This window comes from Streptomyces sp. NPDC032472, assembly GCF_040636955.1.
Lineage (GTDB): Bacteria > Actinomycetota > Actinomycetes > Streptomycetales > Streptomycetaceae > Streptomyces.
The window spans coordinates 35,323-61,128 of the sequence record NZ_JBEZVK010000014.1 but is presented as its reverse complement, the minus strand read 5'-3'; the positions used below and the strand labels follow the sequence as shown (position 1 = coordinate 61,128).

Here is a 25,806-nt window from a genome sequence, read left to right as displayed (position 1 = left end):
TCACGCCCGCCCCTTCCGCGACGCCGCCGACCACCGCGACACCGCACACCGCAGTGCCACGCACGCTCCCAGGGCCAGCCACGTCACCCGCTGCGACAGCTGCACGGCCCGTTCGATGTCCGCGACCTCCACCGGCCGCCCCGCCGCGCCGTTGAGCACGGCGCGGTGCTCGACGCGCCCGCCGTACGAGAGGGTGCCGCCCAGCCGCACGCCGAGCGCCCCGGCGAAGGAGGCCTCCACCGGCCCGGCGTTGGGGCTCGGGTGGGCGGCGGCGTCGGCGCGCCAGGCCCGTACGGCCCCGCGCCGGTCGGGCCCGGCCACCACGGCGGCCAGGGCGGTCAGCCGGGCGCCCGGCCAGCCCGCGAGGTCGTCGAGGCGGGCGGAGGCCCAGCCGTAGCGCAGGTGGCGGGGGGACTTGTGGCCGACCATCGCGTCGAGGGTGTTGATCGCGCGGAAGGCCAGCAGCCCGGGGACGCCGCCGGCGGCGCCCCACACGAGGGCGCCCACCACCGCGTCGGAGGTGTTCTCGGCCACGGACTCCACGACGGCCCGGGCCATCTGCTGCCCGTCCAGGGCCTGCGGGTCGCGCCCGCACAGGTGCGGCAGCCGCTCGCGAGCCACCTCTTCGTCCCCGGCGGCAAGTGCCCCCCCGATGGCGCGGGCCTCGCGGCCCAGGGAGGTGCCGCCGACGACGGCCCAGGTGGCTGCGGCGGTCAGAGCGATACGGGCGGCAGCGTTCCGGGAGCGCACGGCGCGGGCGCCCAGCGCGCCGACGGCGGCCGCGCCCCCGGCGCAGACGAGGGTGTGCAGGACGCCGCGGGCGCGGTCGTCGCGCCACAGGGCGCGTTCGACGGCGGCGGCGGCCCGTCCGAAGGCGGCCACGGGGTGTCCACGGCGCGGATCACCGAGGATCCGGTCGCCGATCAGGCCCACCGTGGCGCCGTACGCGAAGACGCGATCGGCACGCATGGTTGCAGGTATGTCCTCACTCAGGGTCCGCGCCCTGGTTCGACGTGTCCGGCGGCGAGAGTTCCTGGCTCCCGGGCCGCACGCGCCGCGTGCGCCCCGGTGACAGTGGCGGGACCGCGCCGGAATCGCACCGGACTTCCTCTCCATGCCGCCGTATTGGCTCGGGCAGTCCACCACGCACCGCGAACGCCCGTCAACTCGCCGTTGACCTGCGTCGCGGCGGCCCGCGAGCCGGCCGTGGCAGGCCGTGGGCAAGGAGGCTGTGCGCATGGCTGCGGTCATGGCAGAGCTCCCCCCGGAAGGATCCGGGGGGAGCTCTGGCGTGCTGTCGTCAGGTCCCCGCGAGCAGCGGGGGCGTGCCGGTCAGCTGACGATCAGGTAGATCCCGTACGCCACGGCTGCCGCGACGACCGCGAAGCAGGCGTACGCGCCGCTGCGGGCCAGGGCGGCGGTGCCGCCCTGCTCGGTGGCGGCCTCGTGCTTCGACAGGCCCACCAGGCCCAGGGTGAACAGGGCCACGAGGGCGACGGTGGCGGAGAGGCTGACCCCGAAGACGGAGCCGAGGGCTGCCCAGTCGATCTTCATGCTGCGGATTCCTCTGTCGTTCGCGGGATCAGACCGCGGCGGCCGGGGCCGCAGGGGTCGTCGGGGCGGCCGCCGGGATGGTGGCCTTGAGGTCCTCGTCCGTCACGGCGGCGGTCGTACCGGCGGCAGCGGCGGCGGCCGCACCCGCGGTCGGCGGGACGGTGACGGCGGCCATGGCCGTGGTGACGACACCCGGCTCCTCGGCGGCCGCGGAGGCGGCGGCCGGCTGCGCGTCGTTGACGTTGTGGTGGTCGACGACCTGGCGGCGCGAGACCAGCCAGATGGCCACGCAGGAGCCGACGAGGAAGACCGTGACGGCGGCGATGCCGACGTTGCCGGTGCGCATGATCAGCTCGGCGCCAGCGGAGACCAGGGCGGCGGCCGGCAGGGTCAGGCCCCACGCCACGAACATGCGGGTGGCGGTGGACCAGCGGACCACACCGCCCTTGCGGCCCAGGCCCGCACCCATCACCGCGCCGGAGCAGGCGTGGGTGGTGGAGAGGGAGAAGCCGAGGTTGGAGGAGGCCAGGATGACGCTCGCGGCCGAGGTCTGGGCGGCGAAGCCCTGCTGCGGCTGGAGGTCGGTCAGGCCGCTGCCCATGGTGCGGATGATGCGCCAGCCGCCCAGGTAGGTGCCGAGCGCGATGGCCGTGCCGGCGGAGACGATGACCCAGACCGGCGGGTTCGCGCCGGACTCCAGGGCGCCGCCGGCGACGAGCGCCAGCGTGATGATGCCCATGGTCTTCTGCGCGTCGTTGGTGCCGTGCGCCAGGGAGACCAGGCCCGCCGAGGCGATCTGACCGGCGCGGTAGCCCTTCGCGGAGGTCTTCTCGCCGATCCGGCCGCCGAGCTTGTACGTGACGCGCGCGGCCAGCATCGAGGCCACGCCGGCCACGATCGGCGCGGCGACGGCGGGGATGAGCACCTTGGTGACGACGACGCTGCCGTTGACGGCCCCGATGCCGGCGGAGGCGACCGCGGCACCGATCAGACCGCCCATCAGGGCGTGGGAGGAGCTGGAGGGGAGTCCGACCAGCCAGGTGACCAGGTTCCAGAGGATCGCGCCGACGAGCGCGGCGAAGATCACCTCGGGCTGGATGCCCGTCTCGTTGACGAGGCCCTTGGAGATCGTCTTGGCGACCTCCACGGACATGAACGCGCCGACGAGGTTGAGCACGGCGGACATGGCCACCGCCGTCTTGGGCTTGAGGGCGCCGGTCGAGATGGTGGTCGCCATCGCGTTGGCTGTGTCGTGGAAACCGTTCGTGAAGTCGAACACGAGAGCGGTGATGATCACGATCCCGAGGAGAAGCGTTATGTGCTCCATTTACCCAGGCTTCTGTTTGGCGTCAGTGGCTCGCCGACCGTAGGCAACCTGGGTGAACGGAAGATGAACTGACACGGGCGGAGCGATGTACGAGTACGGCTCCACGGCGGGACCTTCCTCCCGATTTTGCCGGTGATGCAGGGATTAATGCACGTCAGGGCCGGGTGAACGCGCTGGTTCGGGTCGCAGCGGCGCCCGGCCGGACCCCTCGGCGGCGGCGGGAAAGTGATCCACATCACCCTTTTTCGATCATGCTCGGGAGCCCCTCCGGCGGACCGCTTCCCGCCGTCCCGGCGCGGATTCCGCTTGCCCCCTCCCCGACCGTGCCGCCGGCCGTGCCGCCCGCCCCCGAATGGCCCCACGGCGCTCGTACCCCGACACTGGAGCGGTGCGCACCGCCACAGCGACGGCCGCGGCCGTCGCGACCACCCTCGTCGGTGCCGGCGCGGCAGCCGTCGCCGCGGGCCGGTACGCCGCGGACGCCGCCCTGCGGCCCGAGCCGGGGCGCCCGCTGCCCGGCACGCCGCGGCTCAGCGTCCACTCCACCGCCCCCGGCCGGATCGCGCTGACCCGCTCCCTGGCCTCCCTGCGCCCCGGCACGTACGGACTCGCCGCGCCGGGGGTGCACGCCGTCGTCGGGCCCGTCCTCGACGGCGCCGCCCACGACCCCGACACCGTCGTGCGCCGCCTCCTCGCCGTCACCCACGGCAGCCTCGAGCCCGGCACCCGGGTCGTCCTGACCCCCCAGGTCCACCTCGGCGACCCGGGCTCCGCCCTCGGGCTCGACCACGCCGACGTGGACATCCCCGGGGAGCTCGGCGAGCTGCCCGCCTGGTTCCTGCCCGGCGCCCGCGACACCTGGGTGATCGCCGTGCACGGGCTCGGCGCCGGCCGCGAGCACGCGATGGTGGTCATGCCCCTCCTCCACCGCCTGAAGCTGCCCGTCCTCGCCCTCGCCTACCGCGGCGACCTCGGCGCCCCCGCCTCGCCGGACGGCCTCGGCCACCTCGGCGAGTCCGAGTGGCGCGACGTGGACGCCGCCATCCGCTACGCCCTGCGCTACGGCGCCCGCCGCGTCGTCCTGCACGGCTGGTCCACCGGCGCCGCCATGGCCCTGCACGCCGCCGAGCGCTCCGCCCTCGCCGGCCGGATCGGCGGGCTGGTGCTCGACTCGCCGGTCCTCGACTGGCACACCACCCTGCGCGCGCTCGCCGCCGCCCGCCGCACCCCGTCCGCGCTGCTGCCGCTCGCCGTGCGCGCCGCCGAGGGGCGCGCCGGGCTGCGGGCCGCCGACCGGGCGGCACCGGGTGCGGACCCCGGCGCCCTGCGCGTCCCCGTGCTGGTCTTCCACGGCCCCGACGACGCGATCGCGCCCTGGGAGCCCTCGCGCCGGTTCGCCGCCGCCCGGCCCGACCTCGTCACGCTGAAGACCGTCCGCGACGCCCCGCACGGGGCGATGTGGAACGCCGACCCGGAGGGGTACGAGGAAGCGCTGCGCCGCTTCCTCACCCCCCTGATGTGAACTGGTGTGAACTCCGTGTGCACACTGGGGCAGGGGGCGAGCTATGCCCCGATATCTCCCTTCGTCGGCCGCTGATAATGGCCGATTCCGTTTGGGCTTTCGGCCGGTGACGGGCGAGACTTCTTCCGTGACGTCCCGAAAGCCTGATGAGCAGTTGGCTCGCGACTCCAGACTCCGACTCGTCTCCCCTCGCTCCGTCGCCACGGCCCGCAAGGCCGTGACCGACCGGCGCACCCGACCGGCCTCCCGGCCCCCGGCGGGCACCCCCGCCACAGCCGAACTGGCCGCCCGGGCCCGGGCCTCGCTCGTCGATGCCGTACGCCTCGCCCGGTGGGCCGAGCTCAACCTCGGGGCGGGCGACGGGGGGCGCCCCGCACCGGCCGGCGCCCTGCCCGCCGCGGACGTCGAACGGGCCGCCGGAGAACTGGGCCTGACGCACGGGCAGATCCGGGTCGGCTGGGACCGCGCCCGCCTCGCCGGCCTCGTCGAGGTGCACGGCGGCCACGCCCGGCCCGGCTGGCGGCTGCGCGCCTGGGACCGCGACGACAGCGCCGTGCTGCGCGGCTGGGTCGCCCTGTTCGACGCCTGGTCGCTGGTCCACCCGGCCCCCGCCGACATCGCCCCCGCGGTCGTCGCCGAGGTGGTCGAGGCGATGCCCCAACTGCTGTCCCTCCTCCAGCTCTCCGCCGGCCCGGTGACCGTGCCGGACCTGCTGGACCTGCTCGGCCAGCGCGTCACCGAACTGCGCGACGAACGGTGCGAGGTCCCCTACGACGCCCCGGCGCCGGGGACTGTCGCCGCCGCGGCCCCCGCTGACGCCCCGGCAGCCGCAGCCGCCCCGCCGCACCGGCCCGCCCCCGTTCCGCTCGCCCGGCTGCTGCGCTGGGCGCTCGGCGGGCTCGCCGCCGTCGACGCCGTCACCCTCGGGCCCGCGCAGGCCTCGCTCACCCCGCTCGGCAGCTGGGCCGTCTGGGTCAAGCTGGAGCAGATCTGCGTGGCCGCGCAGAGCCCCGCCGGGAACATCGAGCAGTCCGCCGCCGCCATGCTGCACGGCTGCGCCCGGCTCACGCCCGGGCCGGCCCGCGCCGAGTACCAGGCCTGGCTCGCCGCCCGCCCCGTCGGCCACGCCGTCAGCGAGCTCCTGAACGCCGCCCGCGGCGAGGACGCCCTGCTGCGCGGCCTGGCCTTCGAGGCCCTGCGCGTGGTCGGCGCCCCGGCCGAGCCGGAGGTCCGCGCCGCCGTCCGCGAGCCCGCCCTGCGGCCGTACGCCCTGCTCTGGCTCGCCGAGCACGACGGGGTCGACCCGGACGAGGCCCAGGACGTGCTCACCGCCGAGGAGTCCACCTGGCTCTGGGTGGACACCGCCGCCGCCATCGCCGACCACGGCGAGGCCGAGCTGCTGGCCCGCCACCTCGACTCGGCCGTGCGGACCACCGTCCCGCGGCTGCTGGACGAGGTCCGCGCGGTCGGCCACCCGCGCACCGTGCAGGTCCTGGTCGCGCTGGCCGCCGCCCACCCCGACCCGGCCCTCGCCAAGGCCGTCCGCCGGGCCGCCTTCCAGGTCCACACCGGCGGGGCCTGAGCCCTGGCCGGGCGGTTTCCCGGACCACCCGCCGTGGGTGGCGGAGCCGACGGGTGGACTGCAGGCCGTGCGCGGCCGGCCGCGCAGTTCCCCGCGCCCCTGGTGGGGCGCTGGTCCGGTCAGAGCTGGGGGCTGTACGTCCCGAAGCTCCAGACGTTGCCCTCCGCGTCCCTGGCCATGTAGTCCCGCGACCCGTACTCCTGGTCGGTGGGCTCCATCAGGATCTCCACCCCGTGCTCCACGGCCCGGCGGTGGTGCGCGTCCACGTCCTCCACCACCACGTAGACCCCGGCCGGCCCGGCCTCCGCCATGACCTTGTCGAACAGGCCGCCGCGCCCCTTGCTCCCGAGCATCACCGCACCGCTGCCGTACGCCAGCTCGGCGTGCATCACGGTGCCGTCCTCGGCCTCGTACACCGCGACCCGGGTGAATCCGAACGCCTCCGTCAGCTGCTGGATCGCGGCCTTGGCGTTGCCGTAGAGCAGTGTCGGAAACACGGACGGATGTCCGGCCATGACGATCACTTCCTTCTCATGCCGGTGAATGTGACCCGCACCACAGCATGGCAGGCGTCGCCGACAGCGGGCGGCAGGGCAGGCGGTCGGCCCGGTCAGCGGAAGGTGTTGCACCGCTCCATGTCGCCCGTGCGGTAGCCCTCGTAGAACCACTGCTGCCGCTGCCGGGCCGAGCCGTGCGTCCAGGACTCCGGGGTCACCCGCCCCTGGAACCTCTGCTGGATCCGGTCGTCGCCGACCGCGGCCGCCGCGTCCAGGCCGTCCGCGATGTCCTGGTCGGTCAGGCTGGTGATCAGCGGCCGGCCCGTCGACTCGTCCGGGGTCCGCGTCGCGTGGTGCGCCCACACCCCGGCGTAGCAGTCGGCCTGCAGCTCGACCCTGACCGCGTTGCTGTCCGCGCCCTGCTGCCCGTCCCGGTCCGTGCGCAGCGTGCCGGTCAGGTTCTGGACGTGGTGCCCGTACTCGTGGGCCACGACGTAGGCCTGGGCGAAGGGGCCGCCGCTCGCGCCGAACTTCGTGCGCAGCTCGTCGAAGAAGCCGAGGTCAAGGTAGACCTGCCGGTCGGCGGGGCAGTAGAACGGGCCCACGGCGGCGGTCGCCGTCCCGCAGGCGGTGTTCACCCGGTCGCTGAAGAAGACGGTCGTCGCGGGGGTGTACCTCCCGCCGCGCCGGGTGAACTCGCCCTTCCAGTAGTCCTGGATGCTGTTGACCACCGCGACCAGCCGGCAGTCCTCCCGCGCGTTCGCGTCCCGCCCCTTGCGGCAGCTCTGCTGCACCTCGCCGGCGGAGGAGGAGGCCGTCTGCGGCTCCTGGTCCCCCGACGACAGTCCCAGCTGCTCCGGACCCACCCCGAAGAACAGCCCCAGGAGCAGTGCGACGAGCCCCGCGACGCCGCCGCCGATCGTGGCCCGGCCGCCCGGGATGCGGCTGCCCCGCACGTCCTCGACCTCGGAGGTGTCCAGATCGGCGTCGTCGTCGAACTGCATGGCAGCACCGCCCTCGCCTCCACGTGGCCGCCCCTGCGGCGAGTATCACTCGCCCACGGCCCGAAAGCCGGTTGCGTGCCCCCGGTAGAATGAATCCCATGGCAAATCTCCTCGCGGATTAGCGGCGTCGAAGCTCGCGTCCCCGCCCCCTTCCGCCGTTCCCACCCGCCCTGGAGCATTTCCGTGATCACCGCCACCGGCATCGAGCTGCGCGCCGGCGCCCGCATCCTCATCGAGTCCGCCTCCTTCCGCGTCGCCAAGGGCGACCGCATCGGCCTGGTCGGCCGCAACGGAGCGGGCAAGACCACCCTCACCAAGTGCCTCGCGGGCGAAGGACAGCCCGCCGCCGGCACCATCACCCGTTCGGGCGAGGTCGGCTACCTGCCGCAGGACCCGCGCACCGGCGACCTGGACGTGCTCGCCCGCGACCGGATCCTCTCCGCCCGCGGCCTCGACGTGCTGATCAAGAAGATGCGCGCCAACGAGGACCGCATCGCCAACGGCTCCGGCGCCACCCGCGAGAAGGCCCTGCGCCAGTACGAGCGCCAAGAGACCGAGTTCCTCACCAAGGGCGGGTACGCCGCCGAGTCCGAGGCCGCGACCATCTCGGCCGCCCTCGGCCTGCCCGACCGCGTCCTCGGCCAGCCGCTGCACACCCTCTCCGGCGGCCAGCGCCGCCGCGTCGAGCTCGCCCGGATCCTGTTCTCGGACGCCGACACCCTGCTCCTCGACGAGCCGACCAACCACCTCGACGCCGACTCGATCGTCTGGCTGCGGGACTACCTGAAGACCTACCGCGGCGGCTTCATCGTGATCTCCCACGACGTCGACCTCGTCGAGACGGTGGTCAACAAGGTCTTCTACCTCGACGCCAACCGCTCGGTCATCGACGTCTACAACATGGGCTGGAAGCTCTACCAGCAGCAGCGCGAGGCCGACGAGAAGCGCCGCAAGCGCGAGCGCCAGAACGCCGAGAAGAAGGCCGCGGCCCTCAACGCCCAGGCCGACAAGATGCGCGCCAAGGCCACCAAGACCGTCGCCGCGCAGAACATGGCCAAGCGCGCCGACCGCCTGCTGTCCGGCCTGGAGGCCGTCCGCGCCCAGGACAAGGTCGCCAAGCTGCGCTTCCCCGACCCGGCGCCCTGCGGCAAGACGCCGCTGACCGCCGAGGGCCTGTCGAAGTCGTACGGCTCCCTGGAGATCTTCACCGACGTCGACCTGGCCATCGACAAGGGCTCCCGCGTGGTCATCCTCGGCCTCAACGGTGCCGGCAAGACCACCCTGCTGCGCCTGCTGTCGGGCACCGAGAAGCCCGACACCGGCACGGTCGTCCCCGGCCACGGCCTCAAGCTCGGCTACTACGCCCAGGAGCACGAGACCCTGGACCCCGAGCGCACCGTCCTGGAGAACATGCGCTCCTCCGCGCCCGACCTGGACCTGGTCGACGTCCGCAAGACGCTGGGCTCCTTCCTGTTCTCCGGCGACGACGTCGACAAGCCCGCCGGGGTCCTCTCCGGCGGCGAGAAGACCCGCCTCGCCCTCGCGACGCTGGTCGTCTCCTCGGCGAACGTGCTGCTCCTGGACGAGCCCACCAACAACCTCGACCCCGCCAGCCGCGAGGAGATCCTGAGCGCGCTGCGCACGTACAAGGGCGCCGTCATCCTCGTCACGCACGACGAGGGGGCGGTCGAGGCGCTGGAGCCGGAGCGGATCATCCTGCTCCCGGACGGCGTCGAGGACCTGTGGGGCCCGGACTACCGCGACCTCGTCGCCCTCGCCTGACGCGTCCGCGGCAGGTTGATCCAGTTCCTTATGGATCATTCGGCTCAGACGTGCTCCATCATCTGAGTGAGACGGTCTGGTACCGCTGCGCTCTGTACGACGGCCCCGGCCGCGCCCGCACGGGTGCGTCGCCGGGGCCGTCCGCTTTGCCTGTCCCGCCCCTGACCTGGAGCTTCCTCGCGGGGGCGCAGAAATGTGACGGACGTCATGCGGCGGAAGGGGAGATTCCGTTCTGCTCGGGTGTCCACGGCCGGAGAAATGCCGCCGTACCGACCTTTGCTGAATGGGTGGCCAGGAAGCCGGGGAGGGGTGATCATGAGAAGTCCAGAGCGCACTTCCCATGAGGAGGCACGGGTGGCCGAGACTCTGAAGAAGGGCAGCCGGGTGACCGGCGCCGCGCGCGACAAGCTCGCGGCAGACCTGAAGAAGAAGTACGACTCCGGTGCGAGTATCCGTGCGCTGGCCGAGGAAACCGGCCGGTCCTACGGATTCGTCCACCGGATGCTGAGCGAGTCCGGAGTCGTGCTGCGCGGTCGCGGTGGCGCGACGCGCGGCAAGAAGGCGGCTTCGGTCTGACCCGACCGGGAACCCCGGGCGTGAGGCCCGGGGCCGGGGCGAAGAGACGTTTGCCCGCCTACACCGCGGTACCTTCGGTGACCCCCGGTCGGCCGTGCGGTCGACCGGGTGGTTACTGTGCAGTCACTTAGGCCGACACCGCGGCCGACTGCACACCGGAGGCACACAGATGGCTCTGCTCGACAAGGACGGCGTACGGCTCACCGCGGACGAAGCCGTCGCCACGGTGACACTGACCAATCCGGCGAAGCGAAACGCCCAGTCCCCCGCGCTCTGGCGGGCGCTGACGGAGGCCGGAAGGTCGTTGCCGGGCACCGTCCGGGTCGTGGTGCTGCGCGGTGAGGGCAAGTCCTTCTCCGCCGGACTCGACCGGCAGGCGTTCACTCCCGAGGGCTTCGAGGGTGAGCCGTCCTTCCTCGACCTGGCGCGCGGATCGGACGAACTGCTGGACTCCACCATCGCCGAGTACCAGGAGGCTTTCACCTGGTGGCGGCGCAATGACATCGTCTCCATCGCCGCCGTGCAGGGCCACGCGATCGGCGCGGGCTTCCAGCTCGCGCTGGCCTGCGACCTCCGCGTGGCCGCGGACGACGTGCAGTTCGCCATGCGCGAGACCAGCCTGGGCCTCGTGCCGGACCTCGCGGGTACCCAGCCGCTGACCTCCCTGGTCGGTTACGCCCGCGCGCTGGAGATCTGTGCCACGGGCCGTTTCGTGCACGCCGAGGAGGCCGAGCGGATCGGCCTGGCCAACCTCGTCGTGCCCGCCGACGAGCTCGACGCGGCGGTCAAGGACCTCACCACCGCGCTGGTCGCCCCGCCGCGCGACGCGGTCATCGAGACCAAGGCGCTGCTCCGTGACGCCCTGTCGCGCTCGTACGACGACCAGCGCACCGCGGAGCGCGCCGCCCAGGCCCGCCGCCTGCGGGACCTGGCCGGCCTCTCCGACTGACGTCCGCCGCCGGTCCGCGGGGCACGTCCCCGCGGAGTCGGGGAGGATCCCGGCTCCGCCGGGCACCGGGCTCCGCCCGGACCCTCCACCGGCTACCGCTGGGGTACTCCCTTCGAACGCCGAGGGGGCCGCTGATCCCGTACCCCCGTAACGGGACCAGCGGGGTGTGCGGCGGCTCGGGGCTTACGGCAGGAGCAGCGCCTTGCCCGGGATCTCGCGGGCCTCGATCGCCCGGTGCGCCTCGGCCGCCTCGGCCAGCGGGAAGGTGCGGGCGATCACCGGCCGCAGCCGGCCCGCCGCCGCCTCGCCGAGCGCGAACGCGGTCAGCCGCCGCGTCTGCTCCGCGGTCAGCTGCACCTCCTGGATCCCGTGCACCGTGATCCCGCGCCGTTCGGCCTCCTGCGGGCTCAGCCGGGCGAAGCCGCCGCTCGGCGCGCCGTGCGCGGAGACCCACCCGCCGTCGCGGACCAGGTCGAACGCGGCCAGGCCCAGCTCGCCGCCGACGCCGTCCAGCAGCACGTCCACCGGGCCGCCGACCTGCTCGGTCCAGCCGTCCTGCGTGTAGTCCACCGTCCGGTGCGCCCCCAGCTCCCGTACCAGCGCCAGCTTCCGCTCGCCCCGGGCCGCGCCGATCACCTCGGCCCCGGCCGCCACCGCGAGCTGCACCAGCAGCGTCCCCATTCCGCCGGCCGCACCCAGGATCAGCACCCGGGAGCCGGAGGTGATCCCGGCCCGCGCGGCGATGCTCGCCGCGGTCACCCCGTCGTGCGCCAGCGCCGCCGCCTGCGCCCGCTCCAGTCCCTCCGGGACCGCGACCAGGCGCTCCAGCGGGACCCGCACCAGCTCCGCATACGTACCCCGGGTGCCCGCGGCGGCGACCGCACGGCGCCCGAGCCACTCAGGGTCGACGCCCTCGCCCACCGCCACCACGGTCCCGGCCGCCGCGCCGCCCGGCACGTACGGCGGGTGGATGCCGAACTGCTCGCCCCAGCCGCCGCGGATCTGCGTCTCCACGAAGATCGTGTCCACTGCCTCGGCCCGCACCACCGCCTCGCCCGCGCCGGGCACCGGATCCGCGGCCTCCACCGGCACCAGCACCTCAGGACCGCCGTACCCGTCCACGCGTATCGCCCGCATGGGACCCCCTCTTTCCCGTTGCTCCCGGCCCTCGGCGGGCCGGCCTTGATCGCGGACCCACTCTCCGACCTCGACCTCGGTTGAGGTCAAGGCCGCCCGGGAAAACAGGTCCGGGTCGACCGGCGTAGTCCCGGGGCGCAGCCGCCCGCTCCCGCTTACCGTGGAGCGCAGGGAGTCCGTCCGCGCGAAGGGACACGCGATGACCGAATCCGGATCCGGGGGCGCCGCAGGCGACCCGGCCGACCGCGGCCGTACGACCGTCTCCGACGGGGTGGTCGAGAAGATCGCGGGCCTGGCCGCCCGCGAGGTCGTCGGCGTCCACGCCATGGGCACCGGCAGCGGTCTGTCCCGCACCTTCGGGGCCGTCCGCGACCGGGTCCCGGGCGGGGCGAAGTCCTCCGTCACGCGCGGGGTCAAGGCCGAGGTCGGAGAGGTCCAGACGGCCCTGGACCTGGAGATCGTCGTCGACTACGGGGTGTCCATCCGCGACGTCGCCCGGGCCGTCCGCGTGAACGTCATCGACGCGGTCGAGCGGATGACGGGCCTGGAGGTCGTCGAGGTGAACATCGCGGTGAGCGACGTGAAGCTGCCCGACGAGCCCGACGAGGAGCCGGAGTCCCGACTCCAGTAGGGGATTGAAGGAGGGAAGGTGCCCGCATGAGGATGGCGGTCGTCGGCATGTTCGCCGGCATGGCCCTCGCGTTCGCCGGCTACTTCGGGGGCTTCGGTGCCTTCCTGCTGACGGCTGCGCTCGGCGCCATCGGCTTCGTCGTCGGCCGGTTCCTGGACGGGGACCTGGAGCCCGGCGACTTCTTCCGCCCCCGCGACCGCGACCGGTGAGGCCTCGATGACCACGCCCCGGGCGACCCCGCCGACCCCGCCGACCCCGCCGACTCGGCCGACTCCGCCCCGGCAGGGCCCGCCGCGGGCCGTGCCGCCCCGGGTGCCGCCCGCGGAACGGGGCGCGACCCAGATCGCCGACCGGGTCGTCGCCAAGATCGCGGCCCAGGCCGCGCGCGAGGCACTCGCCGCGCAGTCCGGCGGGCCGCCCTCCGGGGGGACGGCCTCCGGCGGGACGGCCGCCGCCCCGCACGCGACGGTGACCGTCCACCACGACATCGCCCGGGTCCGCGTGAGCCTGGAACTCGACTACCCCTCCGACCTCGCCGCCCAGTGCGCCGCCGTGCGCAGCCGGGTCGTGCAGCGGATCGAGGAGTGCGCGGCCATGGCCGTACCGGAGGTCGACATCGACATCGAGCACCTGCACCCGGCGCAGACCCGCAGCGCCGCCGTGCGGGACCGGCGGCTGCGGTGACGGCCCCCGCGCCGGGCGGTGCGGCCGCGCCCGCGCCGGCGGATCCGCCCATCGGGTCCGCGCCCCCGCCGCCGGCCTCCCGGGTCCACCGGTTCCGGTCGGCCCGGCGGATCCCGGCCGCCCTGACCGCGCTCGCGCTGCTCGGGGCGGCGGGCCTGTCCCTGTACGACCTCGCCGCCGTACAGGCTCACCGGCCCGGCATGGCCTGGCGGCGCGAGCTCGCCGCCCAGCTGACCCGGCGCACCCCCGCCGACCCCGAGGTACTCGTCGCGGCCGGGGTCCTGGTCGCCGTGGGGGCGGCGCTGCTGGTGCTCGCGCTGACGCCGGGGCTGCGCGGGATCCTGCCGATGCGGCCGCCTCCCGGGGCCGCCGGGATCCGGGCCGGGCTCGGCCGCAAGGCCGCCGCGCAGGTGCTGCGGGACCGGGCCATGGAGGTCTCCGGGGTGCGCTCGGCGCGGGTGAAGGTGGGCCGCTCCCGCGTGGTGGTGCGGGCCGCCTCCCACTTCCGCGAGCTGGACGACGTACGGGCCGACCTGGAGGCGGTGCTCGCCGTCGGCATCGGCGAACTGGGCCTGGCCCACCCGCCGCAGCCCCGCGTGCGGGTCAACCGCGCGGCGGCCGGCGGGAAGAGGTGAGCGGTGTGCTCCGGATCGTCAACCGGATCCTGCTCGGGACCGTCGGCCTGGTCCTGATCGGCATCGGCGTGGTGGTGCTGACGGCGGCGCCGCCGCTCGGCGGCCGCCACGCACCGCTGCTCGCGGAGGCCACTCGGCTCCGGTACCGGCATGCCGAGGGCTGGTGGTGGTGGGGGATGCTCGCCGGGCTGGCGGTGTGCGTGCTCCTCGCGCTGTGGTGGCTGCTGGCCCAGCTGCGGCGCTCGCGGCTGCCGGCGGTGGTGGTGGACACCGGCGACGGGGCGTTCGCGGTGCTCCGGGGCCGGGCGCTGGAGGAGGCGGTGGTCGCGGACGCCGGCGCGCTCGACGGGGTGGCCCGGTGCCGGGTCGCCCTGCGGGGGCGGCGGGGGGCGCCGGGTCTGCGGGTGGGGCTGGAGCTGGAGCCGCATGCCGTGCCGGCCGATGCGTTGGCTGCGCTGGCCGGGCCGGTGCTCGGGCACGCCCGTGCGTCGGCGGGGCTGCCCGCCCTCACCGCCGAGGCCCGCCTCTCGGTCCCCTCCCACCGCGCCCGCCGCGTCACCTAACCCCCGGTCCGGGCCCGGGGCCCCCGCTGCCGCTGCCGATGCCGCTGCCGCTGCCGCTGAGCGGAGCCTGTCCCCTCCCCGCCCGTTCCCGAACCGGGCTCCGCCCGGACCCGGTTCCGTGCGCTTCGCGCCCGGTGCGCTCAAACGCCGCGCGGGCTGAAATCAGCCCCGCCGGCGTTTGAGGCGCTGGGGGAGGGTCCGGGGGCGGAGCCCCCGGTTTCGGGAAGGGGCGGGGTGGGGGAATGGCTCCGCGCAGCGGGGTCAGAAGCCGTGGCGGAAGCCGCCGTCCACGGGCAGCATGATGCCGGTCAGGTACGAGGCCGCCGGCGAGAGCACGAACGCGGCGGTGCGGCCGAACTCCTCGGGCGTGCCGTAGCGCCGCAGCGGGATGTGCGCCTCGTTCGCGGCCCGGGCCGCCCCCGCATCGCCGGACAGCGCGTCCAGCTCCCGCACCCGGTCGGTGTCGATCCGGGCGGGCAGCAGGCCCAGCACCCGGATGCCGCGCGGGCCGAGCTCCACCGACAGCGACTTCGCGAAGCCCGCCAGCCCCGGCCGCAGGCCGTTGGAGATGGTCAGGCCGGGGATCGGCTCGTGGACCGAGCCCGACAGCACGAAGCCGATGACCCCGCCCTCGCCCAGCTCGGCCGCGGCCGCCCGCGCAAGCCGCACCGCGCCCAGGAACACCGCCTCGAAGGCACCCGTCCACTGCGCGTCGGTGGTGTCGGCCGCGAAACCCGGCGCCGGCCCGCCGACGCTGACGAGGATGCCGTCGAAGCGGCCGAAGCGTTCCTTCGCCGCAGCGATCAGCCGCTCGGCGGCCGCGGGGTCGGCGTTGTCGGCGGCGACCCCGACGGCGTTCGGGCCCAGGGCGGCCGCGGCCTCCTCGGCGCGCGCCGCATCACGGCCCGTCAGCACGACCTTCGCGCCGTCGGCGGTCAGTTCGCGCGCCGCGGCGAAGCCCAGCCCGCGGGTGGCTCCGGTGACGACGTAGACACGGTCCTTCAGTCCAAGATCCATGCCGGACAACCTACGTGGTCGGCGCCGGCTCCCGCACGGGGGATGCAGCCGCGGCGGCGGCCTCCCGGTCGCGCCGCTCGCGCCGTACGAGGACCAGCCAGCCCACCGGCACCGCCGCGGCGAACAGCCACCACTGCACGGCGTACGCCATGTGCGGGCCGATCGAGTCGTGGTCGGGGTCGGCGATCGCCTCGGGACCGCCGCTCGCCGGGAGCGGCGCGGTGAGCTCCAGGTAGCCGCCGAGGACCGGCCTGCCGAGGTACTCCGCTGCCTGCGCGCTGTTGATCAGCATCACCTGGCGGTCCGGGAGCCCCTTGCGGTCCTTGATGCCGCTGCCGCCGCTGGTCTCGTCGGCCTTGAGCCGGCCGGTGACGGTGACCTCGCCGGAGGGGGCGGGCGGCACCGGCGGGTAGCCGGCCGGGTCGTCCCCGCCGGGCACCCAGCCGCGGTTGACCAGGACCGCCCGGCCGTCGCCCATGACGAGCGGGGTCAGGACGTGGAAGCCGACCTTGTCGTCGTTGGAGGTCCGCATCCGGACGACCACCTCGTGCGCGGAGTCGTACGTGCCGGTGGCGGTGACGGCGCGCCAGTAGTCGGAGCGCGGGACGCGGTGGCCGGGGGAGGTGACCTCGGCGACGGGCGCGGGCTTCGCGCGCAGGTTCGACGTGATCAGCTCGTTCTGCGCGACGCGGTGCTCGTGGCGGTGGTACTGCCAGAAGCCCAGCTTGATCATCACGGGGATGAGGACGAGGGCGACGAGGGTGAGGGTCACCCACTGCCGGGTCAGCACAAAGCGGTACACGCCCACGACGGTACCCCCAGCCGAGGAGACCCCGGCGGCCGGGTGGCCGTCCGGGGCCGGGGGAGAGGGACGTCACACGCGGTCGACGATGCCCACCTTCCCCTCCGCGCGAGCGCAGTGCGCCCCGCAGTACCACTGGCCCTCGACCTCGACGCCCTGTCCGATGATCTGGACCCGGCAGTGCTCACAGATCGGCGCCATGCGGTGGATGGCGCAGGAGAAGCAGTCGAAGACGTGCACCGCGCCCTGCGCGTGCACTTCGAAGGACATGCCGTAATCGTTTCCGCAGACCTCACAACGTGCCATGCGCCACAGGGTGGGACGCGGCGGCGGGTCGGGGAAGCGGGCGCCGGGCGAGTCGCCCGAGGCTCACCCGTCTGCCGCAGCCACGTCCCGCAGCAGCTGGGTGAAGGCGGCCTCGTCGACGACCGGGGTGCCGAAGGACTTGGCCTTGACGGTCTTCGAGGTCACCGAGTCGGGGTCGTTGGTGACGAGCAGGCTCGTGAGCCGCGACACACTCGTCGCGACGTGCAGCCCCGCCTCGACCGCCCGGTCCTCCAGCAGTTCGCGGTCGATGGAGGTGTCGCCCGAGAAGGCGACCCGCATGCCCTGCTTCAGCGGCTTGCCGTCCTCGAAGCGCCCCGGGTTGGGGTGCGGGCACGGCGGCCGCTTGCGGGAGGGCCGCCAGCTGCCGCCCCGGTACGAGGCCTGGTGGCCGATCCGCGCGGTGACGGGGGAGTCCGTCCACTCGGTCAGCGGCCGGCACTCCAGCAGCGGCAGCCGCACGCCGCCCTGCGCCGCGGCGTGCAGCGAGGGGCGGAAGGCCTCCGCGAGGACGCGGGCGTCGTCGAGGGCGTGGTGGGCGCGCTGCTGGACCACCCCGAAGTGCGCGGCGAGCGATTCCAGCTTGTGGTTGGGCAGCGGGAGGTTCAGCTCCTTCGACAGGGCGATGGTGCACAGCCGCTGGCGGACCGGCGCGGTCACGGCGGCCCGCGCGTACTCCCGGGCGATCATCTGCCAGTCGAAGATGGCGTTGTGCGCGACCAGGACCCGGTCGGCGAGCCGGGTCGCGAACTCCTCGGCGATGTCCTGGAACAGGGGCGCGTCCTGGAGCATCTCGCTGGTCAGCCCGTGGATCCACACCGGGCCCGGGTCCCGCTGCGGGTTGACCAGGGAGTACCAGTGGTCCTCCACGTTGCCCTGCGCGTCGAGCCGGTAGACGGCCGCGGACACTATCCGGTCGTCGCGAGCGAGCCCGGTGGTCTCCACGTCGACGACCGCGTACCCCTGGGGGTACGCGGCCGGCCACGTCGTCTCTGCGGTCGTACGGTCGTCGAGCATGGTCACAGAGGATATCGGCACCGACTGACACCCCGGCCCCGGCGGGCAGCGGCCCGGCCGACGCGGCCGGTTCACCGCGGGGGTGCGGCCGGTTCCAGCAGGGAGCCGACCAGGGCCCGTACGGAGAGCAGGAAGAGGTGTTCCGGATCGGCGGGCCGGGACAGGGCACGGGCGAGCGGGGCGTCGTGCGGGGCGGCGGCCGGGTCCCACAGCTCGCTCTCGGCGGGGGACTGGGCGGGGGAGCGCTCGCGGTGGCGCTCGACCAGGACGAAGCCGACGATCTGGAACTGGATCGCGCGGACGGCGTCCGCGGCCCGCGTGCCGCGCAGCCCGGCCGCGTGCACCTCCTGGACCAGCGCCTGCTGGGCGGGCAGGAACATCCGGTCGGTGAGGCCCCGTTCGTGCACCATGGCGATCAGGTGCGGGCGCTCGCGCAACTCGCGGCGCAGGGTGCGGGCGACGGACAGGACCCGCTCGGCGGGGGTGCGGCCGGCCGGAGCGATCGCGCCCATCTGTTGCACGGTGTGCTCCACAAGAGCGTCGAGGAGCGATTCGCGGTTGCCGACGTGCCAGTAGATGGAGGTCACCGCCGTGCCCAGCGCGGCGGCGAGCCGGCGCATGGTCAGGGCGGCCGGGCCGTGCTGCTTGACCAGGCGGGCGGCCGCCTCCAGTACCTCGTCGCGGGTGAGTGCGGATCTGGCCATCGCCGCGGGCCGCCCCTCTGTCAGTCCGGTCTGCAGGGTCTGACGATTCGTCAATTCACGTCCGTGCGGGGGTCTTTACCCTTCATCGGCAGCGGTGTAACTGTGTTACAGAACCTCCCTCGGGCAACGTCCGGGGGACCCCCAGGAGGGTGGTGCGAGTCATGGCACGCGTACGGTACGGAGCGCGCACCGAGGCCGAGATCGAAGCCTCGCGCGCGAAGAGTTCCCGCCTCCCCGACATCTGGTCCACCGGCGTGGTGGCGGTCTGGGAGAGCGATCCCGACGTGGTGGCGGCGGTCCTGCCGCCGCCGCTCAAGCCCGCCGAGCGGCCCCTGGTGCGGGCCAACATCAGCCGCGTCGACCTGCCCGGCTATCCCCTCGGCGCCGGATCGGTGGCCGTCGCCGCCCGCCACGGCGGGGTCGAGGGCTGGTACCCGCTGGTCATGCCCATGACGCACGAGCGGGCCCTGGTCGGCGGCCGCGAGGTCTTCGGCGAGCCCAAGAAGCTCGGCGAGGTCACCGTCGAGCGCGACGGCCTCGTCGTCCGGGCCTCCCTCGCCCGGCACGGCATCGCCTTCGTCGAGGTGCGCGGGGCGGTGGACCGCGAGCTGCCGGTACCCGAGCCGGCCCGGAAGACCGACTTCTACTTCAAGTTCCTCCCGGCGGTCGACGGCTCCGGCTTCGAGGACGACCCGGCCCTGGTGCACTGCACGCGCAACGAGAAGGTCCGCAAGCTGGAGCACCTCACCGGTGACGTGCTCCTGCGGGAGTCCATGTTCGACCCGGTCGCCGACCTGCCCGTACGCCGCCTCGTGGAGCTGACCATCGGCGAGAAGACCACCGACCAGCAGGGCCGGGTCGTCGAACGGGTCAGCGCCCGGGCCCTGCTCCCGTACCTCCACCAGCGCTACGACGACCCGCAACAGGCCTTCGACGGCCCGCCGGAGGGGAGTGCCTGACATGCGGCTCGAAACCGGACAGGTGGCCGTCGTCACCGGCGCCGCGAGCGGAATCGGCCTGGCCATGGCCCGCCGCTTCGCCGCCGAGGGACTCAAGGTGGTCCTCGCCGACGTCGAGGAGGGCGCCCTGAACAAGGCCGCCGCAGAACTCCGGGCCGAGGGGGCCGAGGTGCTCGCCCGGACCGTCGACGTCAGCGACCGCGAGGCCGTCCAGGCCCTCGCCGACGCCGCGTACGGGGCCTTCGGCGCCGTGCACGTCCTGTGCAACAACGCGGGCGTCGGCTCCGGCGCCGAGGGACGGATGTGGGAGCACGAGCCCAACGACTGGAAGTGGGCCTTCTCCGTCAACGTCTGGGGCGTCTTCCACGGCATCCAGGCCTTCGTCCCCCGCATGATCGCGGGCGGCGCGCCCGGCCACGTCGTCAACACCTCCTCCGGCGACGGCGGCATCGCCCCCCTGCCCACCGCCTCCGTCTACGCCGTCACCAAGGCGGCCGTGGTCACCATGACCGAATCCCTCTACGCCCACCTCAAGGCCGAGGGCGCCGCCGTCGGCGCCTCCGTCCTCTTCCCCGGACCGCACATGCTGCGCACCGGGCTGTGGGAGTCGCACCGCAACCGGCCCGAGCGCTACGCGAAGGAGCGGCCGCGCAGGGCCCCGTACCGGACCCTCGACCAGTACGAGGCCGCGATGCGCGCGGCCGGGCACGAGGTGAAATTCACCCCGGTCGAGGAGGTCGCCGAGCACGTCGTCGACGGCATCCGCGCCGACCGCTTCTGGATGCTCCCGGCCGGCGAGCACAGCGACCGGCAGATCCGCGCCCGGTCGCAGTCGATGCTCGACCGCGCCAACCCCGCCTACCTGGAGAGCTTCATCCTCGACTGAGGAGAGACACACCGTGAGCGCGTACGAAGAGCCGTACCTGATCGTCTCCTCCGACTGCCACGCCGGCCTGCCGACCGAGCAGTACCGCCCCTACCTCGACTCCCGCTTCCACCGCGCCTTCGACGAGTTCCTCGGACAGCGCGACGCCCGCCGCGCCGAGGCCACCCGGCTCGGCATCCGCAACGAGGCCTTCGCCGAGAAGTGGTTCCACGACAACGAGGAAGGCCTGCGGGGCGGCTGGGACGTCGCCCAGCGCCTGAAGGAGCTCGACGGCGACGGCGTGGCCGCCGAGGTCGTCTTCCCCGACGCGGACGCCGTCGACAGCCAGACCGCGGCCCCCTTCGGCGTGGGCCTCGGCCTCTCCGGCGACCAGGACCCCGAGCTCGGCATGGCGGGCGCCCAGGCCCACAACCGGTGGCTGGCCGAGTTCGTCTCCCACAACCCCGAGCGGCACTGCGGGGTCGCCCTGCTGCCGATCACCGGCGAGCCGGACAGGGTCGTCGCCGAGATCCACCGGGCCAAGGAGTCCGGGCTCGGCGCCCTGATGATCCCGTCCATGTGGGTGGACCAGGCGCCCTACCACGACCGCCGCTACGACCCGGTGTGGGCGGCGGCCGCCGAGACGGCCATGCCGGTCGTCACCCACTCGGGGGCCGCGCCCCGCCACGAGTACGGCGACCACCTCGGCATCTACGTCTCCGAGGTCACCTGGTGGCCGGCCCGCCCGCTGTGGTTCCTCCTCTGGTCCGGGGTCTTCGAGCGGCACCCCGGGCTGAAGTTCGGCGTGGCCGAATCCGGCTGCTGGTGGCTCCCCAACCAGCTCTGGTTCATGGACCGGCTCTACCTCGGCGCGCACGGCGGCAAGAAGCTGTCGCCGTTCGCCGAGCTCAAGCGGCCGCCGAGCGAGTACCTCGACCGCCAGGTGTTCGTCTGCGCCACCAACACCAAGCGGCGCGAACTCGCCCAGCGCTACGAGATCGGCGTCGACAACATCCTGTGGGGCTCGGACTTCCCGCACCCCGAGGGCACCTGGCCGGGCACCCGGACGTGGCTGCGCAACACCTTCCACGACATCCCGGTCGCCGAGACCCGCCGCATGCTGGGCCTGGCCGCGGCGGAGGTCTTCGGCTTCGACACGGCCGAGCTGGCGCCGGTCGCCCGCCGCATCGGCCCCACGCCGGCGGAGCTCGGCCAATCGCCCGACCAGGCCGCCGTGGAGGCCTCCTGGGCCCGCTCGCGCGAGGTGGGCCGGCACTGGCTGACCGAGCACGACTTCCCGGTGCTGGGGGTCTCCCGTGACCGATGACCGCTACACGGTCGTCTCGGCGGACTGCCACGCGGGCGCCGACCTCCTCGACTACAAGCCGTACCTGGCCAGGAAGCACCACGACGACTTCGACGCCTGGGCGGCCGCGTACGTCAACCCGTACGAGGACCTCCTCGCCGACACCGCCGACCGCAACTGGAACTCCGACCGCCGGCTCGCCGAGCTGGAGGCCGACGGCATCGTGGCGGAGGTCGTCTTCCCGAACACCATCCCGCCCTTCTTCCCCAACGCCTCGCTGATGGCGCAGCCGCCCACCCGCGCCGAGTACGAACAGCGCTGGGCCGGGCTGCAGGCGCACAACCGCTGGCTCGCCGACTTCTGCGCACAGGCGCCGGGCCGGCGGGCGGGCGTCGCGCAGATCCTCCTCAACGACGTGGACGCGGCGGTGGCGGAGATCCGCCGCACCCGTGAGGCGGGCCTGACCGGCGGCATCCTGCTGCCCGGGGTCCCGCCCGGCTCGGCGGTCCCCGAGCTGTACTCGGAGGCGTACGACCCGATCTGGGCGGTCTGCGACGAGCTGGACGTCCCGGTCAACCACCACGGCGGCTCCGCGTCGCCGCCGCTGGGGCCGGAACCGGCGGCGCGGGCGGTCTTCATGGTGGAGACGACCTGGTTCTCGCACCGGGCCCTGTGGCACCTGATCTTCGGCGGTGCGTTCCGGCGCCACCCGCGGCTGAAGCTGGTCCTGACCGAGCAGGGCTCGGGCTGGATCCCGGGCGTGCTCGACATGCTGGACTACTACCACGGCCGGCTGGTCTCCGCCGCGACCAAGGCGGCCACGGCGGAGTCCAAGTTCGGCGCGGGGCTCGCGGAGGCCATGGGCAAGGGGCCCAGCGAGGTCTGGCGGGACAACTGCTTCGTGGGCGCGAGCTTCATGCGGCCGCACGAGGTCCCGCTGCGGGAGCGGATCGGCCTCGACAAGATCATGTGGGGCAGCGACTACCCCCACGACGAGGGCACCGCCCCGTACTCGCGGGAGGGCCTGCGGATCGCGTACGCGGGGGTCCCCCGGGAGGAGGTCGCGGCGATGGTCGGCGGCAACGCCGCCCGGGTGTACGGCTTCGACCTGCCCCTGCTGGACGCGCTGGCGGCGAAGCACGGGCCGCGGGTCGCGGAGATCGCCGAGCCGCTGGCTGCGCCCCCGCCGGACGCCACCAGCCCGGCCTTCGCCCGCGGGGGCTCGGTCCGGGTCTGGTGACGTACGGCTCCCGCCGGGCGGATCACCAGGGGCTCAGCCACTTGATCCGCTCGGGCGGGATCCGGTCGAGGCCCTCGGCCCGGACCGTCGAGCCGAGCTCGATGGTGAGGTGCTCCAGGTCGGCGAGCGGGGCCAGGTCGTAGGCACTGCTCAAGCCGGTCAGGACGAGGCGCCGCAGCCCGGGGAGCCCGCGGAGAGCCGCCAGTCCGTCCGGGCATCGGCAGTTGCCGAGGTGCACGCTCTCCACCTGGGGCTGGCCGAGCAGGACCGTGAGGTCCAGTTCCCCGTGGTCGGCCACGTTGAGGGAGCGCAGGTGCGGAAGCGGCGGCAGTGCTTTCAACCGGCTGACGTGCGCCGGCTCGCTGACGGTCAGCGTCTCCAGTTCCGGCCAGCGCTCCAAGGAGTCGAGCAGGATCCCGGGATGGCGCAGCGCGAGCCCCTTGAGTGACTGCGGGGCCGGGAGGTGAGACACCAGCGCCACGCTCGAGGGCGTGTTGATCGTCAGCCATTCGAGGGCCCGTAGCTCGGCCAGGGGCGAAGGGTCCAGCTTGAAGGGCAGGTTGCTCAGCACCAGGGTGGTGAGCCGGGGCAGGGCGGCGAGCGGCCCCAACCCGGACAGCTTCGTGCAGCTGTAGAGGCCCAGGTAGTCCAGTTCCTCGTGGACCGTCAGGGCGCCCAGGTCCGTCAGCCCGTTCTGGAAGAGGACCAGGCTCTTCAGACGCAGGCCGGCCAGGGACTCCGGGATGCTCTCGGCGTCGCTGACGTGCAGGCTTTCCACGTGTCGCACCTTCCGCAGCGCGGCCATCTGCTCGGGCGTGCGGACCATCAGCATCGTCCTGCCGAGGACCGCATCGGCCAGCACCTCGTCGGCGTACATCCCCGCGTCGAAGTACTGCCAGCTCCGGCCCACCTCCCACTGCACAGAGGTGCGCCCGTCCCGCCGGAACCGGGCGACGACCGCCATCGCCCGCGCCCCGCCGACCGTCGTCGCAGTCCGCACGCACGCGGCCGCCTCGTCCTCGGCGAGTCTCTCCGGGCCCGGCAGCAGCTCCAGCACCAGCTCCCCCGCCTTGGCCAGTTCCTCCGCCTGCTCGGGCGTGCGCGGCGGCAGGAGTTCGGCCGTCCGGGACTGGATCTCGCGCCGCAGGGCCGGGTCCAGTTCCGGGGCGTGTTCCAAGGAGGCTGCGGCCAGGAGGACCAGGCGGCTGCTGGCGCCCTTGACCTTGTCCGCCCGCTTCAGCAGGCCGCGCAGGATGCGGGTGCGTTCGTCCGGGCGGGCGTGGCCGACGGCCATGCGGACCACGTCGTCCCAGGTGTCGTCCTGCGCGTTCTTCACCAGCACGCCGAAGTCCCGCGACTCCACCGCCGCCTTGGCGCCCAGGTAGTCCTGGAAGGTGCGGTGGACGAAGTCCACCGAGCCCTTCACCGGCTCCCGCAGCAGCCCGCTGCGGATCAGCAGGTGGGCGAAGACCTGCTCCGCATCGCCCTGTTCCCGCACCTGCGGCATCGCATCGAGCCACTCGTCCACCATCTCGACGGCCTCGTCGCGCCCCGCCTCCACCTGCCCGTTGCGGATCAGCCAGTACGCGAACCGCTGGAGCAGCAGGATCTGCTCGTCGCGGGTCAGGTAGACCCCCTCGACCCCGGCGATCTCCCGCTCGGTGTCCCGCCGGACCAGCAGCATGTCCAGGGCCGCGTCGTACAGCTCCTTGCGGGCCCGCGGCAGCTGCATCCGCCGGTCCCGGTTCAGGGCGCAGAGGAGGGCGCACATCAGCGGGTTCGTCGCCAGCCGGCCCAGGTCGCGGCGGGCGGAGACCGCCTCCAGCAGCGAGGCCTCGTACGCGTCGAGGTCCTCTCCGGCGGAGTCGGGCCCGCCGGGACCGCACTCGGCCCGTGCGGCCCGGTGCCAGTGCGCGATGAACGTCCCGATGTCCTCCCGCTCCATCGGCAGCAGGGAGTGCGGGGTGAACCCCTGCCCGGCGAGCCAGCCCTCCGGGACCGCCGAGGGCCGGGTGGTCACCACGTACCGCGCCTTGGGGAAGGCGGAGACGAGGGAGCGCAGCCAGGTCTCCGTACGGGTGCGCAGCCGCTGCGGAACCTCGTCGACCCCGTCGACCAGGACCAGCGCCCGCCCGCTCAGCATGAGGTCCTCGACCCATCCGGCCGGGGCCGACAGCGGTATGCCCGAGGCCTTGAGGAAGTCCTCCGGCAGCGGCAGGGTCTCGGCCGTGGTGAACGCCCGCAGCCGCAGCACGAACGGGACGCAGGTGCTCCAGGGGCCGCCGGTCTGCCGGGCCGCGTTCAGGGCGAGCCACTGGACGAGGGTGCTCTTGCCCGAGCCCGCCGGGCCGCGCAGCAGGACCCGGTCCGCCGCGCCGAGCGCCTGCTCCGCCTTGACGGTGGTGCGGTGCATACCGGGCTCGCCGGGCAGCAGCTGCTGCTGCTCTCCGCTGACCGCGAGGCTGATGTAGGCGAGGTCCAGCGGCCACTCCTGCCGGGCCCGACTGGTGGTCAGCCCGTACAGCTGGAGCCGCCCGTGCGCCTCGGCGAGGTAGCGGGCGTACCGCTCCTCGAAGGCGTGCGCCGCACCGCTGCGCTCCTCGCCGAGGCGGTCCACCGCGCGCGCCAACTCGCCGGTCCTGCGGACCAGTTCCACGTCGGCCCGGGCCCCGAACGCCGGCAGTGCCGTCAGGTACTCCACCGCGTGGACGCACGCCAGCCGGATCAGGTCCCGGCAGGCGGCCTCCGCCGCCGGGCTCAGTCCGGCGGCCGGCGGCACGGGCAGCCGGGCCGCCAGGGCCGCCGGGTCCAGGTCGGCCGCGAACAGGGCGTCGGCGTCGACCTTGCCCAGTGCGGCGAAGGCGTCGGCGGCCGCGTCCAGTGCCGCGAGGCGCTCGTGCTCCGGCAGCCGGGCCGCGGCCGGCCCCAGCCGCTCGGCCAAACCCTCGGCGAGCCGGCGGAGTTCGGGCGTACCGAGCTGCGCCGGGCGGCGCCAGCGCTGTGCCGGGCGCACCGGCTTGTCCGTGAGTCCGGCGCCGGGCACCTGCCCGAGGCGCGACCTCAGCAGCGACCCCGCCGCCGCGCTCGCCGTCCGTAAGACCGCCGTTTCGAAGCCCGTCATCCCCGCCC

General features: G+C 74.2%; 26 protein-coding genes and 1 riboswitch. Of the genes, 14 read left to right on the top strand and 12 right to left on the bottom strand.

The window, feature by feature from the left end; all coding sequences use genetic code 11:
• The 3 genes from AB0F11_RS11705 to AB0F11_RS11695 form a co-directional block, all read right to left on the bottom strand.
• Positions 1-969 (bottom strand): cobalamin biosynthesis protein, encoded by a 969-nt coding sequence (locus tag AB0F11_RS11705; protein ID WP_362170994.1) that lies wholly within the window; start codon positions 967-969, stop codon positions 1-3.
• Positions 970-1,027: 58 nt separating this feature from the next.
• Positions 1,028-1,112, bottom strand: a riboswitch (cobalamin riboswitch).
• 220 nt (positions 1,113-1,332) lie between these two features.
• The gene (locus AB0F11_RS11700; RefSeq protein ID WP_362170991.1) at positions 1,333-1,554 is read right to left on the bottom strand and encodes a hypothetical protein; all 222 of its coding nucleotides are present in this window, start codon (positions 1,552-1,554) and stop codon (positions 1,333-1,335) included.
• Between the two features lie 28 nt (positions 1,555-1,582).
• Positions 1,583-2,881: an inorganic phosphate transporter gene (locus tag AB0F11_RS11695; RefSeq protein WP_362170988.1), complete on the bottom strand. Its 1,299-nt coding sequence runs from the start codon at positions 2,879-2,881 to the stop codon at positions 1,583-1,585.
• Between the two features lie 388 nt (positions 2,882-3,269).
• Here AB0F11_RS11695 and AB0F11_RS11690 point away from each other — a divergent pair, with 388 nt between their 5' ends.
• Together AB0F11_RS11690 and AB0F11_RS11685 are read left to right on the top strand one after the other, a co-directional pair.
• Positions 3,270-4,403: a hypothetical protein gene (locus tag AB0F11_RS11690; RefSeq protein ID WP_362170985.1), complete on the top strand. Its 1,134-nt coding sequence runs from the start codon at positions 3,270-3,272 to the stop codon at positions 4,401-4,403.
• Positions 4,404-4,620: 217 nt separating this feature from the next.
• On the top strand, positions 4,621-5,985 hold the full coding sequence (locus tag AB0F11_RS11685; RefSeq protein ID WP_362171203.1) for a hypothetical protein: 1,365 nt from the start codon (positions 4,621-4,623) through the stop codon (positions 5,983-5,985).
• A 119-nt stretch (positions 5,986-6,104) separates the two neighbouring features.
• Here AB0F11_RS11685 and AB0F11_RS11680 read toward each other — a convergent pair whose 3' ends face one another.
• Both AB0F11_RS11680 and AB0F11_RS11675 read right to left on the bottom strand, forming a co-directional pair.
• Positions 6,105-6,500, bottom strand: coding sequence for a VOC family protein (locus tag AB0F11_RS11680; RefSeq protein WP_362170982.1), 396 nt, complete (start codon positions 6,498-6,500; stop codon positions 6,105-6,107).
• A gap of 95 nt (positions 6,501-6,595) precedes the next feature.
• Positions 6,596-7,486, bottom strand: coding sequence for a neutral zinc metallopeptidase (locus tag AB0F11_RS11675; RefSeq protein WP_362170979.1), 891 nt, complete (start codon positions 7,484-7,486; stop codon positions 6,596-6,598).
• 183 nt (positions 7,487-7,669) lie between these two features.
• Here AB0F11_RS11675 and abc-f point away from each other — a divergent pair, with 183 nt between their 5' ends.
• From abc-f to AB0F11_RS11660, 3 genes are all read left to right on the top strand, one after another.
• Entirely contained in the window at positions 7,670-9,268 is a 1,599-nt protein-coding gene (gene abc-f, locus AB0F11_RS11670) for a ribosomal protection-like ABC-F family protein (RefSeq protein ID WP_362170976.1), read from the top strand.
• Between the two features lie 354 nt (positions 9,269-9,622).
• Positions 9,623-9,844 carry a helix-turn-helix domain-containing protein gene (locus AB0F11_RS11665; protein WP_285526799.1) on the top strand — a complete coding sequence of 74 codons (222 nt, stop codon included), beginning with the start codon at positions 9,623-9,625 and terminating at the stop codon, positions 9,842-9,844.
• 169 nt (positions 9,845-10,013) lie between these two features.
• Positions 10,014-10,793: an enoyl-CoA hydratase/isomerase family protein gene (locus AB0F11_RS11660; RefSeq protein WP_362170973.1), complete on the top strand. Its 780-nt coding sequence runs from the start codon at positions 10,014-10,016 to the stop codon at positions 10,791-10,793.
• A 183-nt stretch (positions 10,794-10,976) separates the two neighbouring features.
• On the opposite strand, the gene AB0F11_RS11655 is transcribed toward AB0F11_RS11660, so the two are convergent.
• A complete protein-coding gene (locus tag AB0F11_RS11655; protein ID WP_362170970.1) occupies positions 10,977-11,930 on the bottom strand; it encodes a zinc-binding dehydrogenase in 954 nt (317 codons plus the stop codon).
• A gap of 199 nt (positions 11,931-12,129) precedes the next feature.
• Between AB0F11_RS11655 and AB0F11_RS11650 the strand changes: the two genes are divergently transcribed.
• Genes AB0F11_RS11650 through amaP form a run of 5 tightly spaced genes read left to right on the top strand, consistent with a single transcriptional unit; the run spans position 12,130 to position 14,443 of the window.
• On the top strand, positions 12,130-12,561 hold the full coding sequence (locus AB0F11_RS11650) for an Asp23/Gls24 family envelope stress response protein (RefSeq protein ID WP_362170967.1): 432 nt from the start codon (positions 12,130-12,132) through the stop codon (positions 12,559-12,561).
• A 26-nt stretch (positions 12,562-12,587) separates the two neighbouring features.
• Positions 12,588-12,770: a hypothetical protein gene (locus AB0F11_RS11645; RefSeq protein WP_362170964.1), complete on the top strand. Its 183-nt coding sequence runs from the start codon at positions 12,588-12,590 to the stop codon at positions 12,768-12,770.
• A 7-nt stretch (positions 12,771-12,777) separates the two neighbouring features.
• Entirely contained in the window at positions 12,778-13,245 is a 468-nt protein-coding gene (locus AB0F11_RS11640; protein WP_362170961.1) for a hypothetical protein, read from the top strand.
• A 50-nt stretch (positions 13,246-13,295) separates the two neighbouring features.
• Positions 13,296-13,880 (top strand): DUF6286 domain-containing protein, encoded by a 585-nt coding sequence (locus tag AB0F11_RS11635; RefSeq protein ID WP_362171201.1) that lies wholly within the window; start codon positions 13,296-13,298, stop codon positions 13,878-13,880.
• Complete coding sequence (amaP, locus tag AB0F11_RS11630; protein ID WP_362170958.1) at positions 13,877-14,443, top strand: alkaline shock response membrane anchor protein AmaP; 567 nt, start codon at positions 13,877-13,879, stop codon at positions 14,441-14,443. The genes AB0F11_RS11635 and amaP overlap by 4 nt, the downstream gene beginning before the upstream one ends.
• A 261-nt stretch (positions 14,444-14,704) precedes the next feature.
• On the opposite strand, the gene AB0F11_RS11625 is transcribed toward amaP, so the two are convergent.
• The 5 genes from AB0F11_RS11625 to AB0F11_RS11605 form a co-directional block, all read right to left on the bottom strand.
• Positions 14,705-15,460 carry an SDR family oxidoreductase gene (locus AB0F11_RS11625; RefSeq protein ID WP_362170955.1) on the bottom strand — a complete coding sequence of 252 codons (756 nt, stop codon included), beginning with the start codon at positions 15,458-15,460 and terminating at the stop codon, positions 14,705-14,707.
• A gap of 10 nt (positions 15,461-15,470) precedes the next feature.
• Complete coding sequence (locus tag AB0F11_RS11620) at positions 15,471-16,262, bottom strand: SURF1 family protein (protein ID WP_362170952.1); 792 nt, start codon at positions 16,260-16,262, stop codon at positions 15,471-15,473.
• Positions 16,263-16,334: 72 nt separating this feature from the next.
• Positions 16,335-16,568 carry a hypothetical protein gene (locus AB0F11_RS11615; RefSeq protein WP_351315451.1) on the bottom strand — a complete coding sequence of 78 codons (234 nt, stop codon included), beginning with the start codon at positions 16,566-16,568 and terminating at the stop codon, positions 16,335-16,337.
• Positions 16,569-16,631: 63 nt separating this feature from the next.
• The gene (locus tag AB0F11_RS11610) at positions 16,632-17,609 is read right to left on the bottom strand and encodes a DEDDh family exonuclease (protein ID WP_362171198.1); all 978 of its coding nucleotides are present in this window, start codon (positions 17,607-17,609) and stop codon (positions 16,632-16,634) included.
• Between the two features lie 65 nt (positions 17,610-17,674).
• Positions 17,675-18,307: a helix-turn-helix domain-containing protein gene (locus tag AB0F11_RS11605; protein ID WP_362170948.1), complete on the bottom strand. Its 633-nt coding sequence runs from the start codon at positions 18,305-18,307 to the stop codon at positions 17,675-17,677.
• A 161-nt stretch (positions 18,308-18,468) separates the two neighbouring features.
• On the opposite strand from AB0F11_RS11605, the gene AB0F11_RS11600 reads away from it, so the two are divergent.
• Genes AB0F11_RS11600 through AB0F11_RS11585 form a run of 4 tightly spaced genes read left to right on the top strand, consistent with a single transcriptional unit; the run spans position 18,469 to position 22,677 of the window.
• On the top strand, positions 18,469-19,266 hold the full coding sequence (locus AB0F11_RS11600) for an acetoacetate decarboxylase family protein (RefSeq protein ID WP_362170945.1): 798 nt from the start codon (positions 18,469-18,471) through the stop codon (positions 19,264-19,266).
• A 1-nt stretch (position 19,267) separates the two neighbouring features.
• Complete coding sequence (locus AB0F11_RS11595; protein ID WP_362170942.1) at positions 19,268-20,152, top strand: SDR family NAD(P)-dependent oxidoreductase; 885 nt, start codon at positions 19,268-19,270, stop codon at positions 20,150-20,152.
• Between the two features lie 13 nt (positions 20,153-20,165).
• Entirely contained in the window at positions 20,166-21,458 is a 1,293-nt protein-coding gene (locus tag AB0F11_RS11590; RefSeq protein WP_362170939.1) for an amidohydrolase family protein, read from the top strand.
• On the top strand, positions 21,448-22,677 hold the full coding sequence (locus AB0F11_RS11585; protein WP_362170936.1) for an amidohydrolase family protein: 1,230 nt from the start codon (positions 21,448-21,450) through the stop codon (positions 22,675-22,677). Before AB0F11_RS11590 ends, AB0F11_RS11585 begins: the two co-directional genes overlap by 11 nt.
• A 22-nt stretch (positions 22,678-22,699) precedes the next feature.
• Here AB0F11_RS11585 and AB0F11_RS11580 read toward each other — a convergent pair whose 3' ends face one another.
• Positions 22,700-25,798 (bottom strand): NACHT domain-containing protein, encoded by a 3,099-nt coding sequence (locus tag AB0F11_RS11580; RefSeq protein WP_362170933.1) that lies wholly within the window; start codon positions 25,796-25,798, stop codon positions 22,700-22,702.
• Positions 25,799-25,806 lie beyond the last annotated feature (8 nt).